Origin of the sequence: Hornefia porci (assembly GCF_001940235.1) — a bacterium.
Classification (GTDB): domain Bacteria; phylum Bacillota; class Clostridia; order Peptostreptococcales; family Anaerovoracaceae; genus Aminicella; species Aminicella porci.
Window position 1 is genome coordinate 1,078,491 of sequence record NZ_MJIE01000001.1, and the last position, 15,212, is coordinate 1,093,702.

Sequence of the window (15,212 nt, forward strand, 5' to 3'; positions counted from 1 at the left end):
TCAGCAGCACAGGCAGAACGGGAGTGTGGAACAGCAGGCCAGCGCGCCGGCGTCCATGCTCCCGTTTTCATTATAACCGTAAGCATCGGAGCGCTGGCGGTACACTCCGCCCAGAGTGCTCATCTGCTGCAGTGCGTCCCGGTACTCCGGATTTTCCGGATCCATGTTTATCGCCTGCTGCACGTTGGCGATGCCGTCCCGAACCTGCCCCTGATTGTAGGAGAGAACTCCGCTGAGGAAGAACCATTCCGCATCCCGGTTCTCCGCATGGATCAGCATCTCATACGCCGCCGCATTGTCTCTTCGTGCCAGAGCCGCGCGGATCTGCGCATATTCCGGATTTCCGCCTCCATAGGCGCTTCCGTAAGCACCTCCGTACTGTGCTCCGCCGCTGTACGCCGCGCCGCCGGCCGCACTGCCGTATGCTCCGCCATAAGGACTGCCGGAGGCCGCCGGACCGTCCTTTGTGAGCATATCATACGCCTCATTCACCTGCTGCAGCTTCTCCTCAGCGAGATCCGCCAGCGGATTGCCCTGATATTTGTCCGGGTGGTATTTCTTCACCAGTTCGCGATACGCCTGCTTGATTTCCTTCTCCGAAGCGTTCCGCCGAACGCCAAGCACCTCATACGGATCATTTATCATCGCCGGCACCTTCTCCCGCAAGAACCTTCTCGGTGCGGCGGCGCAGGCCGCAGTAGACTATATTGTCCAGAATTGTTTTGTTCTTATGGAACTGAATGAGATCGTAGGCCTTGACCAGTCCGTCCAGATAAAAATACAGCGCCGGCTCGATCATGTCGCGGGCCCTTCTGCGGTCCGTAATTCCCAGATCCAGGAGCGGATTGAAGCGGTGCTCGTCCCGATCCTCCTCAAAGTCGTCAATGATGTCGATGAGATACAGCCAGCAGCCGAGGTTCTCCGCAAACTCCCCGACGCTGCGAATCTGCTCCTCCGGCATCACAAAGCCGGTGAAGACCGCTTTCATGACACGTCCGAAGCAGGTGGACATCTTCCGGACGTTGGATTTCCCTTCTACCTCATAGGAGTAAAGCTCCTGCAGGCTCTCATTGATGATTTTCGCCTCCTCCGGATGCATATTCGCGGCTCTCTCGTACTTCGACGCGATGCGGACAATCTTCCCCCGGTATCTGGAGCGCTCGCCGTCGCGCACATCATCGATATACTGCTCCGCCCGCAGGATAATCATCATGTCCGCCGCGTATTTCACCGACTGCTCCTGAACCTCCACCGGCTTTTTCCGGAACGGATGCACGATGCAGTGCTCATATTTGATGTGATCCTCCCCCGCTGTCAGCGCGCCGAGGAACATGGCGAGGAAGGTCATGTCATTGCTGAGCCACAGCCGGCTCACCTGCCCGTAGGATTCACTGACCTCCTTACACAGTCCGCAGTAATAACCGTTATATGTTTCCAGATCACGAAGTTTCAGATCGTGTTTGTCCGGTTCTATATATCCAAGCATGAATAATCTCTCCTTACTGAGTATGCGTCTGTCCGTCCCGCCACAAGACGGAACCGTTCGCAAATCATTTATCACAATAGAAAAATCTTATAATAAATCTGTGACATTTTCAAGTATTTACGGTGAGAAAGTGGAAAAACCGGGGTAAACTCCGGGGCAAATGCGGCGGAGCCGCTACTTCGACTTAAAGATTTTCCAGTATCTGCTGTACAGATCATCCCCGTCGGGTCCCACATCCCGCAGTGATTCCGACTTCTCCAGCGTCTTGTCGGAGGGGAACAGAATCTCGCTGTTACGCAGCTTCGCGGGCATCATCCGGCGTGCGGCGTCGTTCGGCGTGCTGTACGTCAGGTATTCGAAATTCCGGTACGCCACGTCGGCGCGACACATATAGTCGATAAACTTTTCCGCGTTGCTTTTGTGAAAGGCGTTCCGGGGGATGCACCAGCTGTCGATGAAGATCTCGGTTCCTTCCCGGGGAACCACAAAGGCAAGGTCGCTGTTCAGTTTCTGGCTGTAGAGCACTTCCCCGTTCCATACCACGCCCAGATCTGCGGAATTTCCAATTAAAAGATCCCGGGCAGAATCGTTGGCATACTTGTATACCAGCGGTTTCTGCGCGATCAGATGCCGGGCGGCCGCCGCAAGCTGCTTCTCCTTCACAGAGTTCAGCGAAAAGCCCAGGGACTTCAGGCTGATTCCCATCGTATCCCGGAGACTGTCCTGCATCAGGATCTTACCCTTGTATTTCTTTTTCCACAAATCATTCCAGGAAGTGACGGAGTCCTTCCTCAGCTTTTTTTTGTTGTACATGATTCCCGCGACGCCGTACTGGTAGGGTACGGAATACCGGTTCCCGGGATCATAGGACTCGTCCGCGATTTTCAGATACCGCCTGCCGATATTCTTATAGTGGGGCATGGAGTCCGTGTCGATTTCCGCCAGAAGTCCCTCGTTAATCATCCTCTCCACCATGTAGTCGGAAGGACAGATCACATCGTAGACACCCGCGCGGTTTTTGATGACCGGGTACATCTCCTCCACAGTATCATAAGTGTCCAGAACAACTTTAATCCCGGTTTCCTTCTGAAAGCTCTTAATCACCGCGGGATCGATGTAATCGCCGTAGCAGAAGACGCGGACCTCTTTTTCATTCCGATGTCCGCAGCCCGTCATCACGCCGGCGCAGGCCATGATCATTACTGCCGCCAGCAGCACGGAAAGCACCCTGTATATTTTGTCAGCCCTGAGCAACCTCATAGAAAAAGTCATCCTCCTCTGCGCCGCGGTCGGACGCTGCATTGGCGATCGTCAGCACGATCAGAACGATAACGAAGATCACGGTGGACAGCGCGAACAGCGTCGGCCGGATGCCCACCTTCACCTGACTGTAAATCAACGTTGAAATCGTATTGATGCCGGCGCCCCGGGTGAAATGGGTGACGACAAAATCATCAACCGACATGGTGAAAGAAAGCAGAAAGCCTGTGACGATACCGGAACGGATCTCCGGAATCACCACCCGCCAGAACGCATAGGCCGGCGACGCGCCCAGATCCTGCGCCGCTTCATAGCTGGCGGGCCCCACCTGCTTCAGCTTGGGCATTACTGACAAAATCACATACGGTATCGAAAACGTAATATGCGCCAGAAGCACCGTCCCCCAGTTCAGATAGAAGCCGAAGGCGATAAAACTGAGCATCAGAGAAATTCCCGTCACGATATCCGCGTTCAGCAGCGGAATGTTGTTCAGGCCCATGATGACGTTCTGCGTCTTTTTCCTCATCGCCAGAATCCCGATGCTGGCCAGCGTGCCGATGACCGTAGCCACCGCCGCAGACACCAGCGCGATAGAAAACGTGTTGAAAATCGCCGACAGCATCTGACTGTCCCGGAACATCTCCCGGTACCATTTCAGCGATACGCCGGTCCATCTGAACATGGATTTGCTCTCATTGAAGGAGAACACCATCAGCGTCAGAATCGGCAGATACAGAAACAGCAGGATCAGGACGAGGTAAACTGATGTGAATATCTTTTTCATATGAAGTTCCCCTCCCCGTTTTTATCCAGAGCGTTCAGCGCCGCCATGCTGACGATGATAAACAGCATCATGACCAGAGACAGACCGGAACCCAGATTCCAGTTTGCGCTGGTGGTGAACTCCTGCTCGATGATATTGCCGATGAGATAGATTTTGCCGCCGCCCAGGATGTTGGAGATAACAAAGGTGGTCAAGGACGGCACAAAGACCATCGTGATGCCGCTGGCAATCCCCGGAATGCTCATGGGCAGAAGGATCCGCCGCAGGACCGTGGATTTCCCCGCGCCCAGATCGTAAGCCGCCTCGATGATGCTGTCGTCGATCTTCATCATCGCATTATAAATCGGCAGAACCATAAAGGGCAGAAAGTCATAGACCATGCCCAGCACCACCGCCGCGGGCGTGTTGATGATGGTCAGGGCAGGCAGATGGAGGTGCGTCAGTACTGTATTGAAAATTCCGCCCTTCTCCAGAATCACCTGCCACGCCATCGTCCGCAGCAGAAAATTCATCCACATCGGAAGGATGAAGATGAATATGATAAACCCCCGGCGTCCCAGACTGCTGTCCTTCAGGATCAGCGCCAGGGGAAAAGCCAGAAGCAGGCAGATCGCAGTGCTGATCAGCGCGAGCAGCAGGGACAGACCCAGCGCCTGCCCGTGAACCGGCTGAAAAATCGCCAGGATATTATTCAATGTAAACGCTCCGGTGCGGTCCGTCAGGCCATAATAGAGAATCATCGCCAGCGGAATGACAGTTCCCGCAGCCAGCCATACCAGAAACGGCACAGCACAGTATTTTTTAGACATCGCGGCGTATCGCCTCCTGTTCTCTGGTCTCCGGTTTATGCATAATCTGAATATTCTCCGGCGCGACATCGAGGCTGACCCGGTCTCCCACGGGATGGCTGATCGTGCTTTGTACCAGCCACTCAAAGCCCCCGGCCAGGATCTCCATCTCGTAATGCACTCCGATAAACACGTTGTGAATCACCTCGCCGTCCAGTTTGCCCTCACCCGGCCGTCTCACAATCAGATCCTCCGGGCGGATCACCACATCCACGGGCGCGTCGTTTCCGAATCCCTCATCGATGCATGGGAACATCGTGTCGCAGACGCACACCAGGCGATCCCGCAGCATGATTCCGTCCAGGATGTTGCTGTCACCGATGAAATCCGCCACAAAAGCGTTCTGAGGCTCGTTGTAGATATCCTCCGGCGTCCCCATCTGCTGAATGAAGCCGCCGTTCATGACCACCACCTTGTCACTCATGGTCAGCGCCTCCTCCTGGTCGTGAGTCACATAGATGAACGTGATTCCCAGTTCATTTTTCAGCCGGATCAGTTCGTACTCCATATCCTGACGCAGCTTCAGATCCAGCGCGCCGAGCGGCTCATCCAGTAGCAGAACCTTCGGCTCGTTCACAATCGCCCTCGCCATGGCTACCCGCTGCTGCTGACCGCCGGACAGCGATTCGACCCTCCTGTTTTCAAAGCCCGCCAGATTCACAAGACGCAGTCCGTACCGGACCTTGTCGCGGATGTAGGCGTCGCTCTTGCCGCTGATTCTCAGGCCGAAGGCGATATTCTCCCCCACGTTCATGTGCGGGAACAAAGCATATTTCTGAAAAACTGTGTTAATCTGCCGGAGGTTGGGAGGCGTGTCTGTAATGTCCTCTCCCTCGAAGAAAACCTGCCCCTTATCCGGCGTCTCAAAGCCGCCCACGATACGCAGCGTCGTGGTTTTCCCGCAGCCGGAGGGACCCAGAAGCGTGATGAATTCATTCTCCCCCACCCGCAGATTCAGATCGTCCAGGACCACGTTATCCTCAAAGGTCTTGGTGATATTTCTCAATTCAATCAAGGTATCTCTCATTCGTCTGTCTCCATTTTCTATTTGATTATAACCGTTTGAGGAGTCAAAAGCAATAACATGAAAAAAAGAGCCGCCGCATCAGATTCGGCGCGCCTTTTCCCGGCGTGCGCCGGATTGTTTCTGATGCGGCGGTTCTGTAAAATTCTTAATACAACGGTTCTGTGTAATTCTTACTGCGACAGTCCCGCATAATTCTTATGAAAACAGTTCTCTGACCTTCTGGGCAAAGCCGGACTTCTTTTTGTAGCAGTCTGTCCCGACCTTCTCTCCCATCTCGCGGATCGCCTTTTTCTGCGCCCCGTTGAGCTTGGTGGGAACCTCCAGAAGAACCTTCACGTAGAGGTCTCCCATGCGGCCCGTGCGTACATTTCTGACGCCCTTGCCCTTCAGCCGGAACACTGTGCCGGGCTGAGTTCCCGCAGGCACCTTGTAAGAAACCTTGCCGTCCAGGGTGGGCACGGTGATCTCGTCTCCCAGTGCCGCCTGATTGAATCCGATCGGAATATCGATGTACAGATTGTCCCGATCTCTGCGGAACAGTTCATGCGGACGAACAGAAATCACGACATAGAAGTCGCCGTTGGGACCTCCGTTTTCTCCGGGGTCGCCCTGACCGCGGATAGGAATCACGCTGTCATTATCGACTCCCGCGGGAATATCGACCTTGATTTCAATCGTTTTCTTGACCTTTCCGCTCCCATGGCAGTCCGGACACGGCCTGTCAATAATCTTGCCGGTACCGCCGCAGTCCGGACAGGGACCGCTGCTCTGAAATCTGCCGAAGGGCGTGTTCTGCACCGTATGCACCTGGCCGCTGCCGCTGCACTTGGGGCAGGTCCTTTTCTCTGTTCCCGGAGCCGTTCCCTCGCCGTTACATTTGGGACACCTGACGAACTTCGTCACGCGCAGCGTTTTCTTTGTTCCAAACGCCGCCTCCTCGAAGCTGATCGTAATATTCTTCTGCAGATCTCTTCCCTTCCGCGGACCTGTTCTGCCGGCCGCCTCTCCAAAGCCGCCGCCGAAGCCCCCGCCGAACATATCGCCAAAAGCGCTGAAGATATCCTCAAACCCTCCTGCGCCGCCGCCGAAGCCTCCAAAGCCTCCGCCCGCGCCGCCGAAGCCCGCATTCGGGTCCACTCCCGCAAACCCGAACCGGTCGTATTTATCCTTCTTGTCAGGGTCTGACAGAATACTGTACGCCTCGTTTACCTCTTTAAATTTTTCCTCGGCGTCCTTATCCCCCGGATTCCGATCCGGATGATATTTCAGCGCCATTTTGCGAAAGGCCTTTTTGATTTCCTCTTCACTGGCGCCTTTCTTCAGGCCGAGGACCTCATAATAATCTCTTTTCTCTGCCATACCTCTCACCATCTAATAATACTATACCGTTAACCATAATGAACCGACGCCGCGAACCGGCGCCATACGCACCAAAATTTGCTCCGGCGGCAGGGCGTCTCCCCGCCGCCCGCAAGCAAATTCTCAAATTCAGTCATTCATTCCGCCGCTCGACTGCCGCACAGGATCGCAAGGCGGAAGCGAGGGCGCGTACTTCGGCGTACGTAACCGAGCGGCCGCCGCCGGGATCCGCAGCGGTGCGGAAAAAAGACTAGTTCTGCGGTTTGTCGTCATCCACGACAGTATAATCCGCATCCACAACATTATCGTCGTTTCCGGCCGGACCGGCACTGCCTGCGGCGCCGCCCATATTGGGTCCGGCTCCGCCCATTCCGCTCATGTCGGGGCCGGCGCCCTGGGCGCCCTGCTGCTGATACAGCTTGGCCGCGATGGAGTGGAATTTCTCGGTCAGGATTTCGGTCTTCGCCTTGATGTCGTCGGGATTGTTAGCCTCGAGCGCCTTCTTCAGATCTTCTTTGGCGGCTTCGACATCCTGTTTCTCGTTCGCATCGACTTTGTCGCCGAGCTCCTTCAGGGATTTCTCGGTCTCATAGACGAGGGTCTCGGCCTTGTTGCGGTCTTCGACCTCCTGTTTCCTCTTGGCGTCCTCGGCGGCGTACTGCTCGGCCTCCTTCACCTTCTGATTGATCTCCTCCTCGGACAGGTTGGTGGAGGAGGTGATGGTGATCGCCTGCTCTTTACCGGTCCCGAGGTCTTTGGCGCTGACGTTCACGATACCGTTGGCGTCGATGTCGAAGGTGACCTCAATCTGTGGGATTCCACGGGGCGCGGGTGCGATGCCGGTGAGCTGGAAGCGTCCAAGCGTGATGTTTCCGGCCGCCATCTCACGTTCACCCTGCATGACGTGAATGTCTACTGCAGTCTGATTATCCGCGGCGGTGGAGAAGATCTGGCTCTTCTTCGTCGGGATTGTGGTATTTCTTTCAATCAGTTTGGTCGCCACTCCTCCCAGAGTCTCGATGGACAGGGACAGCGGGGTAACGTCCAGCAGCAGCACGTCGTTGACCTCGCCGGTCAGAACGCCTGCCTGAATTGCCGCGCCGACCGCGACGCATTCATCGGGGTTGATTCCCTTGAACGGCTCTTTGCCGGTTACCTTCTTGACTGCGGCCTGCACTGCCGGGATTCTGGTGGAACCGCCGACCAGAATCACCTTGGAGATGTCGCTGTTGGACACTCCGGCGTCTGCCATGGCTTTGTTCATCGGCTCGATGGTCCGGTTGACCAGATCGGCGGTCAGCTGATCGAACTTGGCTCTTGTCAGATCCATGTTCAGATGGAGCGGACCGGCGTCGGTTACGGTGATGAACGGCAGATTGATGTTGGTGGTCTGCGCGCTGGACAGCTCCTTCTTCGCCTTCTCGGCCGCCTCCTTCAGTCTCTGGAGCGCCATTTTGTCCGCTCTCAGGTCGACGCCGTTTTCCTTGGCGAAGGTGTCTGCCATGTAGTTCATAACCGCATTGTCGAAGTCGTCTCCACCCAGGTGAGTGTCACCGTTGGTGGCCAGTACCTCGAACACGCCGTCGCCCAGCTCCAGGATGGAGACATCGAAGGTTCCGCCGCCCAGATCGTATACCAGGATTTTGTGGGATCCTTCCTCCTTGTCCAGACCGTACGCCAGAGAAGCGGCGGTCGGCTCGTTGATGATTCTCTTTACGTCAAGTCCCGCAATCTTTCCGGCGTCCTTGGTCGCCTGCTTCTGCGCGTCGGAGAAGTATGCCGGTACGGTGATGACGGCCTCTGTGACCTTCTCACCCAGATAAGCTTCAGCATCCGCCTTCAGCTTCCCCAGAATCATCGCGGAGATGTCCTGCGGGGTGTATTTCTTTCCGTCGATTTCAACGGTGTAATCCTCGCCCATATGTCTTTTAATTGAAGTGATTGTCCGTTCCGGATTGGTCACCGCCTGTCTCTTCGCGGTTTCACCGATCAGCCGTTCTCCGCTTTTGGCGAAGCCGACCACGGACGGGGTCGTTCTGTTCCCCTCTGCGTTTGTGATAACAGTCGGATCGCCGCCTTCCAGCACCGCGACGCAGCTGTTTGTGGTTCCAAGATCTATACCAATTACTTTAGCCATAATATTACCTCCTAATTATTGACCTTCACCATGGATGGCCTGATTACTTTACTGTTCAGTCTGTATCCCTTCTGCATGACTCCGGTGACCTTGCCGCTTTCATAATCCGCATTGTCCTCGGTCATGACGGCGTTGTGGAAATTCGGATCGAAATCCTCCCCCAGCGCCTTGATCTCTTCCAGCCCGGCTTTTTCCAGCACGCCGGACAGCTGTCTGAAGATCATCTCCATTCCTTCCGCGTAGCTCTCGTCCGCACACTCGTGGGAAAGCGCCCGCTCGAAGCTGTCCAGAACCTCCAGAAGTTGGGTGACGATTTTTTCGTTCGCATATGCGTAGATATCGCTTTTTTCCTTTTCCGTTCTCTTTTTGTAGTTCTGGAAATCCGCCATCAGACGCATATATCTCGCGTTCAGTGCTTCGTCCTCCTCCGGCTGCGGTTCGTTCTCCGGCTGTTTTTCCGTTTCCTCCTCCGGCTCCGGTTCGGCTCCCGCGTTAACATCCTCGTTCTGGGGATCCTCTGCGGGCGTTTCCTCCTTTTCCGGTTCAGCCGCCTTCTGCTCCTCCTTCTTCAGCTCTTCTTCGTAATTTTTTCTGTCTTCATTCGCCATCTTCTTCTCCCTCACCGCCTTCTAATCGAAATGTATTGTTCAGGTTCTCTGTCAGGTACTTCACAATGGAAGTGACCTCTCCGTACTTCATCCGGGTCGGTCCGATCACTCCGATCTTTCCGACCATTTCACCGTTCACATGATAGGTTGCCGTAATCAGCGAGCAGTCGTTCAGATCATCATCGCCGTTTTCTGTTCCGATGGTCACAATCATTCCATCGTCCCGGTCGAGAAGCTTCTTCGCGAATTCGTCTTTCCTGTCAAACAGGGAGACAAAGTTCTTCGCTCTGGTCAGATCGCTGTACTCCGGAATATCGAAGATATTGGAGAGCCCGTCCAGATACAGACGGACGTTCAGCATATCCGACAGCGTGCGCATGAAGTTCGGCATGATGTTCCCCGCCAGCTGGCTCAGCGCCTCGATGTCCGTCCGGAAGTCATCGATGATGTTTCCGGTCAGCACTTCCGTGATCGTCCTGCCTCGATAGTTGCAGGTGATATTCCTCGCCAGAATGTCCAGGGCTTCATTGGTATACGGAACCCTGAGCTTCAGCGCGGTATTGGAGATTTTCCCGCTCTCAGCCACGATCATCAAGATCACCGTCCGTTCATCCACCGGAAGCAGATTGACGAACTTGAGCTTATCCTCGTCCTTCTTCGGTGAAACCGCAAAGGACGCGAGATTTGTAATCTCTGACAGAAGCTCCGCGGCCCGCTGAATGGTCCTGTCGAACTCATCGATATCCGCCTTCAGCGTCTCGTTGATGAACTGCCGCGTCTGCGGTGAAATCTGAAAATCTCCCATCATATTGTTGACATACAGGCGATAGGCCTTGTCCGACGGAACGCGCCCTGCAGAGGTATGGGGATGCGTCAGGTATCCCATCTCCTCCAGATCGCTCATCTCGTTGCGGATCGTAGCCGGACTCACTGACATGTCTAACTTCCTGGAAAGAGTCCTCGAACCAACAGGCTCGGCCGTCTGAACATAGTCATTGATGATGGCCTGCAAAATTTTAAGTTTTCTTTCTGTTAATTCCATATTCATCTCTCCTTGTTAGCACTCGACTTGTACGAGTGCTAAACACTACATATAATGTACTACCACGAAACGTCGATGTCAACCATATTTCTCAAATATTTTTTTGTAAAATCACAGCAGGAAGGGAGTTTCACCTGATGTTCACAGACTCCTCACGCCGCGCACCGCCGCTAGGGACGTATCCAGCCCTGGGAGCGTTTCACCGCCTCCTGCCAGCCCGCCAGCTTTTCCTCCCGCTCAGACGCGCTCATCTGCGGTGCAAAGACCCGATCGACCTGCCAGTTGTTCCGGATATCCTTCTGATCCTGCCAGTACCCTGTCGCCAGTCCCGCCAGATAAGCCGCTCCCAGAGACGTGGTCTCAATGCATGCGGGACGGAGCACCTCGCAGCCCAGGATATCCGCCTGAAACTGCATCAGATAATTGTTCGCGCAGGCTCCTCCGTCGACCTTCAGTGCCGGAAGTCTTTCTCCCATATCACGGGACATCGCTCCCAGCAGATCATAGCACTGGAACGCCATGGATTCCAGAGTCGCCCGCACCAGATGGTTCCTGCCCGCGCCCCGGGTGATTCCGAAAATCGATCCTCTGGCGTAGGGATCCCAGTATGGCGCTCCGAGGCCTACAAAGGCCGGTACCACGTAAATTCCGGCCGAATCCGGCACAGACATGGCCATACGCTCAGACTCCGCCGCATCATCCAGAATATCCAGTTCATCCCGAAGCCACTGAATTGCCGCTCCGCATACAAAGACCGATCCCTCCAAGGCGTACTCCACAGGGCCTCCTGCGTCCAGCCCCCACGCAATGGTCGTCAGCAGCCCGTTTCCTGATTTCACCGGCGTGTTCCCCGTATTCATCAGCAGAAAATTTCCGGTGCCGTAGGTACTCTTCGCCTCTCCCGGACTGAAGCAGGTCTGGCCGAACAGCGCCGCCTGCTGATCACCCGCGGCGCCTGCGATGGGAACAGGCCCGCCGAACAGCTCCGGCATCGTCTCTCCGTAAACGCAGCTGGAAGGCACGGGTTCCGGAAGCATGCATTTCGGGATATCCAGGATTTTCAGGATCTCTTCATCCCAGCAGAGATCGTGAATATTAAACAGCATCGTTCTCGATGCATTGGAATAATCCGTCACGTGAACCTTTCCGCCGGTCATCTTCCAGATCAGCCAGGTCTCGACGGTTCCAAACAGAAGCTCCCCCGCCTCTGCCCGTTCACGGGCTCCCGGCACGTTTTCCAGAATCCAGCGGAGCTTGGTCGCACTGAAGTAAGCGTCCAGCAGGAGTCCTGTCCTGGACCGGATCCGCTCCACCAGCGCTTTGTCCTCCGCAAGCTCATCACAATATCCCGCCGTGCGCCGGCACTGCCATACAATGGCCCGGCAGACCGGCTCTCCCGAGACTTTGTCCCACACCACCGTGGTCTCCCGCTGATTGGTGATTCCGACAGCCTCGATATTCTCCCAGGTCAGTCCTGCCTTCAGCAGCGCCTCATGAGCCACCGTCATCTGTGTCGTCCAGATTTCATTGGGATCATGTTCCACCCAGCCCTCATGAGGATAATACTGCCTGAATTCCATCTGCGCAACGCTGACGGTATTGCCCTGCCGGTCATAAATAATGCTGCGGGAGCTCGTGGTCCCCTGATCCAGCGCCAGAATATATTTCTTCATCGTATGCTCCTCCGTTACACAAAAATCGCCATGATACTGTTGGAAATATCGATTCCGCGTTCCGAAAGACGGATCACATCGCCCTCCTCCAGCAGCAGACCCTCTTCAAAATATTCCTTCAGATATCCGCGCCGGCTGCCGTAAACCTCCCAGAACTCCCGGCCGAACCGCCGGGCGAAATCCGACTTGCGGATCCCTTCTGTTTTTCTCAGACCCGTGAACACGTATTCACCCGTACTGTCCGCAAAATCATTCTCGTGATACTCCTCCCGGGGCTTTTCCGTCCACCGCGTCCCGTTCATGAAGGATGAGGCGCTGTCCCCGATTCCCAGGTATTCTCCGAACGACCAGTACTTCAGATTGTGACGGCACCGCATGCCCGGCTTCGCCATGTTGGAAATCTCATAATGCTCGTAGCCGGCCCGCCGCATTGCCGCAATCGCGGCGTGATACATGGCGCGGTCCGTTTCCTCGGGCACAAAATCAAGTTCGCCGTTCATATACGCCTCGTAAAACGGAGTGTCCTCTTCAATCTGCAGACTGTAAAAGGAAATGTGCTCCGGATCTAAGCCGACGACCCGGTCCACCGTATCCATCCACTGCTCCATGCTCTGTCCGGGCACCGCAAACATGATATCCAGATTGATGTTCCGGAAGCCTGCTTTCCGCGCCAGCCGGTACGCCTCCACCGCTTCACCGGCGCTGTGAATCCGGCCCAGCGTATGCAGGATTCCGTCGTCCAGAGACTGAACGCCCATCGACAGACGGTTCACTCCGGCCGCACGCCAGCGCCTCAGGTTTCGGAGATTCACAGTGTCCGGATTCGCCTCCAGTGTCACCTCTGCGTCCGAGGACAAAACAAAGTGCTCACGCACAGCCCCCAGTACCGCCTCAACGCCGGCGGCGGGCATCATGCTCGGAGTTCCGCCGCCGATGAAGACACTGTCCGCCACATACTGCCTGCGGTACATCGCGCCCTTCTCCGCGATTTCTGCGATTAATTTCCATATATACTGTTCTATCGCCCTCCCGGAATCCGGGGAGTCCTCTGCCGCCCGGGAATAAAATCCGCAGTAGCGGCACCTGCTCCGGCAGAATGGGATATGAATGTAGATTCCAAGAGCTTTCTTCCTGTTATCTGCTTCGTTATTTGTTGTCATCATATTTCAGAACCGCCGTGAACGCCTCCTGCGGCACCTCCACCTTTCCGAACTGGCGCATTCTTTTCTTTCCTTCCTTCTGTTTCTCCAGAAGCTTCTTCTTTCTGGAAATGTCTCCGCCATAGCACTTCGCGATTACATCCTTGCGATAGGCCTTGACCGTTTCCCGGGCGATGACCTTCTGTCCGACCGCCGCCTGGATGGGCACCTCGAACTGATGCATCGGGATGATCTCCTTCAGCTTCTCGCAGACGAAACGGCCTCTCTGATAGGCCTCCGATTCATGCACAATCATGGAAAACGCATCCACCAGTTCTTTGTTCAGTAGCACGTCAAGCTTCACCAGCTGCGACCGCTCGTAGCGGATAAATTCGTAATCCAGCGAGCCGTAGCCGCGGGTCTTCGACTTCAGCGCGTCGAAGAAATCATAGATTACCTCGTTCAGGGGAAGCTCGTAGTGGATGTCCACCCGCTCTGTCGTGATATAGTCCATTCCCAGCATCTTTCCCCTGCGCTGCTGGCACAGCTCCATGATGGCGCCCACATATTCTTTTGGTATCATGATGTCCGCCTTGACGATAGGCTCTTCTATATGATCGATTTCAGAAGGATCCGGCAGGTTGGTGGGGTTCTGGATCATCCGCACGGAGCCGTCTGTCATCACGACTTTGTACACGACGCTCGGCGACGTCGTCACGACGGAAAGGTTGAATTCCCGTTCCAGCCGCTCCACGATGATCTCCATATGAAGAAGTCCCAGAAAGCCGCACCTGAATCCGAAGCCCAGCGCCGTCGAGGTCTCCGGCTCGAACAGAAAGGCCGCGTCGTTCACCTGCAGCTTTTCCAGCGCGTCCTTGACCGGTTCGTATTTTTCGCCCTCTGCCGGGTAAATACCGCAGTATACCATGGACTGAATCTGCTTGTACCCAGGAAGAGCCTCCTCTGTCGGGTCATCGTCCAGCGTGACGGTATCTCCCACACGGGCGTCCTTCACCTGTTTGATGCTGGCACAGATATATCCGACGTCTCCCGCCCGCAGCCATTTGGTGGGAACGTGTCCGGGCGCCATGACGCCCACTTCTGTCACCTCGTATTTCTTTTCTGTGCTCATCAGGCGGATCATATCGCCGACCCGGACGATTCCGTCGAAGATCCTCACGAAAATCACAACGCCCTTGTAGTTGTCGTAAACTGAATCAAAGATCAGAGCCTTCAGCTTTCCGTTTTCGTCACCTGACGGAGCGGGTATCTTCTCCACGATCTGCTCCAGAAGACTGTCGATGCCGATACCCTCCTTCGCCGACACCAGCGGCGCATCCTCCGCGTCGATGCCGATCATGTCCTCAATCTCCTTCTTCGCCTCCTCCGGCCGGGCGGAGGCAAGATCGATTTTGTTCAGGCAGGGCAGAATCTCCAGATCCTCGTCCAGCGCGAGATAGACATTCCCCATGGTCTGCGCCTCCACGCCCTGGGTCGCGTCCACCACAAGCACCGCTCCCTCGCAGGCCGCAAGGCTCCTGGACACCTCATACGTAAAATCCACGTGTCCCGGCGTGTCGATCAGATTGAACACATACTCGTTACCGTCCTTCGCCTTATATACAAGCCGCGTGGTCTGAAGCTTGATGGTGATTCCCCGTTCCCGTTCCAGATCCATGTTGTCGAGAAACTGCTCCTTCATATCACGGTGCGCGACCAGTCCGGTATTCTCGATAATCCGGTCCGCCAGCGTGGATTTGCCGTGATCAATGTGAGCGATAATGCTGAAATTCCTGATATATTTCTGATAATCCATACTCCGTTCCTTTATATTCCTGTATATCTGTTT

Annotated in this window: 13 protein-coding genes; all 13 read right to left on the reverse strand. The window is 55.3% G+C overall.

All coding sequences use genetic code 11. From position 1 onward, the window contains the following. The 13 genes from BHK98_RS05120 to lepA all read right to left on the reverse strand — a co-directional run bounded on the left by BHK98_RS05120 (nt 1) and on the right by lepA (nt 15,179). Nucleotides 1–645: a J domain-containing protein gene (locus BHK98_RS05120; RefSeq protein ID WP_143404537.1), complete on the reverse strand. Its 645-nt coding sequence runs from the start codon at nt 643–645 to the stop codon at nt 1–3. Next, the gene (locus BHK98_RS05125; protein ID WP_075712495.1) at nt 635–1,486 is read right to left on the reverse strand and encodes a DUF5685 family protein; all 852 of its coding nucleotides are present in this window, start codon (nt 1,484–1,486) and stop codon (nt 635–637) included. Before BHK98_RS05125 ends, BHK98_RS05120 begins: the two co-directional genes overlap by 11 nt. Before the next feature lie 174 nt (nt 1,487–1,660). Continuing rightward, nucleotides 1,661–2,746: an ABC transporter substrate-binding protein gene (locus BHK98_RS05130; protein WP_158024464.1), complete on the reverse strand. Its 1,086-nt coding sequence runs from the start codon at nt 2,744–2,746 to the stop codon at nt 1,661–1,663. Beyond that, nucleotides 2,727–3,530, reverse strand: a complete 804-nt coding sequence (locus BHK98_RS05135) for an ABC transporter permease (protein WP_075712496.1) — start codon at nt 3,528–3,530, stop codon at nt 2,727–2,729. The genes BHK98_RS05130 and BHK98_RS05135 overlap by 20 nt, the downstream gene beginning before the upstream one ends. After that, a complete protein-coding gene (locus BHK98_RS05140) occupies nt 3,527–4,339 on the reverse strand; it encodes an ABC transporter permease (protein WP_075712497.1) in 813 nt (270 codons plus the stop codon). Before BHK98_RS05140 ends, BHK98_RS05135 begins: the two co-directional genes overlap by 4 nt. Next, a complete protein-coding gene (locus tag BHK98_RS05145; protein ID WP_075712498.1) occupies nt 4,332–5,405 on the reverse strand; it encodes an ABC transporter ATP-binding protein in 1,074 nt (357 codons plus the stop codon). The genes BHK98_RS05140 and BHK98_RS05145 overlap by 8 nt, the downstream gene beginning before the upstream one ends. Nucleotides 5,406–5,600: 195 nt before the next feature. Further along, nucleotides 5,601–6,764 carry a molecular chaperone DnaJ gene (dnaJ, locus tag BHK98_RS05150; RefSeq protein ID WP_075712499.1) on the reverse strand — a complete coding sequence of 388 codons (1,164 nt, stop codon included), beginning with the start codon at nt 6,762–6,764 and terminating at the stop codon, nt 5,601–5,603. A gap of 250 nt (nt 6,765–7,014) precedes the next feature. After that, nucleotides 7,015–8,901 (reverse strand): molecular chaperone DnaK, encoded by a 1,887-nt coding sequence (gene dnaK / locus BHK98_RS05155; RefSeq protein WP_075712500.1) that lies wholly within the window; start codon nt 8,899–8,901, stop codon nt 7,015–7,017. An 11-nt stretch (nt 8,902–8,912) separates the two neighbouring features. Then, complete coding sequence (grpE, locus tag BHK98_RS05160; protein WP_075712501.1) at nt 8,913–9,509, reverse strand: nucleotide exchange factor GrpE; 597 nt, start codon at nt 9,507–9,509, stop codon at nt 8,913–8,915. Next, entirely contained in the window at nt 9,499–10,551 is a 1,053-nt protein-coding gene (gene hrcA / locus BHK98_RS05165; protein ID WP_075712502.1) for a heat-inducible transcriptional repressor HrcA, read from the reverse strand. The genes grpE and hrcA overlap by 11 nt, the downstream gene beginning before the upstream one ends. 170 nt (nt 10,552–10,721) lie before the next feature. Next, entirely contained in the window at nt 10,722–12,224 is a 1,503-nt protein-coding gene (gene glpK / locus BHK98_RS05170; RefSeq protein WP_075712503.1) for a glycerol kinase GlpK, read from the reverse strand. Between the two features lie 14 nt (nt 12,225–12,238). Next, nucleotides 12,239–13,387 (reverse strand): radical SAM family heme chaperone HemW, encoded by a 1,149-nt coding sequence (hemW, locus tag BHK98_RS05175; RefSeq protein ID WP_083628057.1) that lies wholly within the window; start codon nt 13,385–13,387, stop codon nt 12,239–12,241. Beyond that, complete coding sequence (gene lepA / locus BHK98_RS05180; protein ID WP_075712504.1) at nt 13,371–15,179, reverse strand: translation elongation factor 4; 1,809 nt, start codon at nt 15,177–15,179, stop codon at nt 13,371–13,373. Before lepA ends, hemW begins: the two co-directional genes overlap by 17 nt. Nucleotides 15,180–15,212 lie beyond the last annotated feature (33 nt).

Bases quoted from the DNA above. Each gene is read 5' to 3' on its own strand.
- BHK98_RS05120 (WP_143404537.1), bottom strand. From the start codon at position 645: ATGATAAATGATCCGTATGAGGTGCTTGGCGTTCGGCGGAACGCTTCG.
- BHK98_RS05125 (WP_075712495.1), bottom strand. From the start codon at position 1,486: ATGCTTGGATATATAGAACCGGACAAACACGATCTGAAACTTCGTGAT.
- BHK98_RS05130 (WP_158024464.1), bottom strand. From the start codon at position 2,746: ATGAGGTTGCTCAGGGCTGACAAAATATACAGGGTGCTTTCCGTGCTG.
- BHK98_RS05135 (WP_075712496.1), bottom strand. From the start codon at position 3,530: ATGAAAAAGATATTCACATCAGTTTACCTCGTCCTGATCCTGCTGTTT.
- BHK98_RS05140 (WP_075712497.1), bottom strand. From the start codon at position 4,339: ATGTCTAAAAAATACTGTGCTGTGCCGTTTCTGGTATGGCTGGCTGCG.
- BHK98_RS05145 (WP_075712498.1), bottom strand. From the start codon at position 5,405: ATGAGAGATACCTTGATTGAATTGAGAAATATCACCAAGACCTTTGAG.
- dnaJ (WP_075712499.1), bottom strand. From the start codon at position 6,764: ATGGCAGAGAAAAGAGATTATTATGAGGTCCTCGGCCTGAAGAAAGGC.
- dnaK (WP_075712500.1), bottom strand. From the start codon at position 8,901: ATGGCTAAAGTAATTGGTATAGATCTTGGAACCACAAACAGCTGCGTC.
- grpE (WP_075712501.1), bottom strand. From the start codon at position 9,509: ATGGCGAATGAAGACAGAAAAAATTACGAAGAAGAGCTGAAGAAGGAG.
- hrcA (WP_075712502.1), bottom strand. From the start codon at position 10,551: ATGGAATTAACAGAAAGAAAACTTAAAATTTTGCAGGCCATCATCAAT.
- glpK (WP_075712503.1), bottom strand. From the start codon at position 12,224: ATGAAGAAATATATTCTGGCGCTGGATCAGGGGACCACGAGCTCCCGC.
- hemW (WP_083628057.1), bottom strand. From the start codon at position 13,387: ATGATGACAACAAATAACGAAGCAGATAACAGGAAGAAAGCTCTTGGA.
- lepA (WP_075712504.1), bottom strand. From the start codon at position 15,179: ATGGATTATCAGAAATATATCAGGAATTTCAGCATTATCGCTCACATT.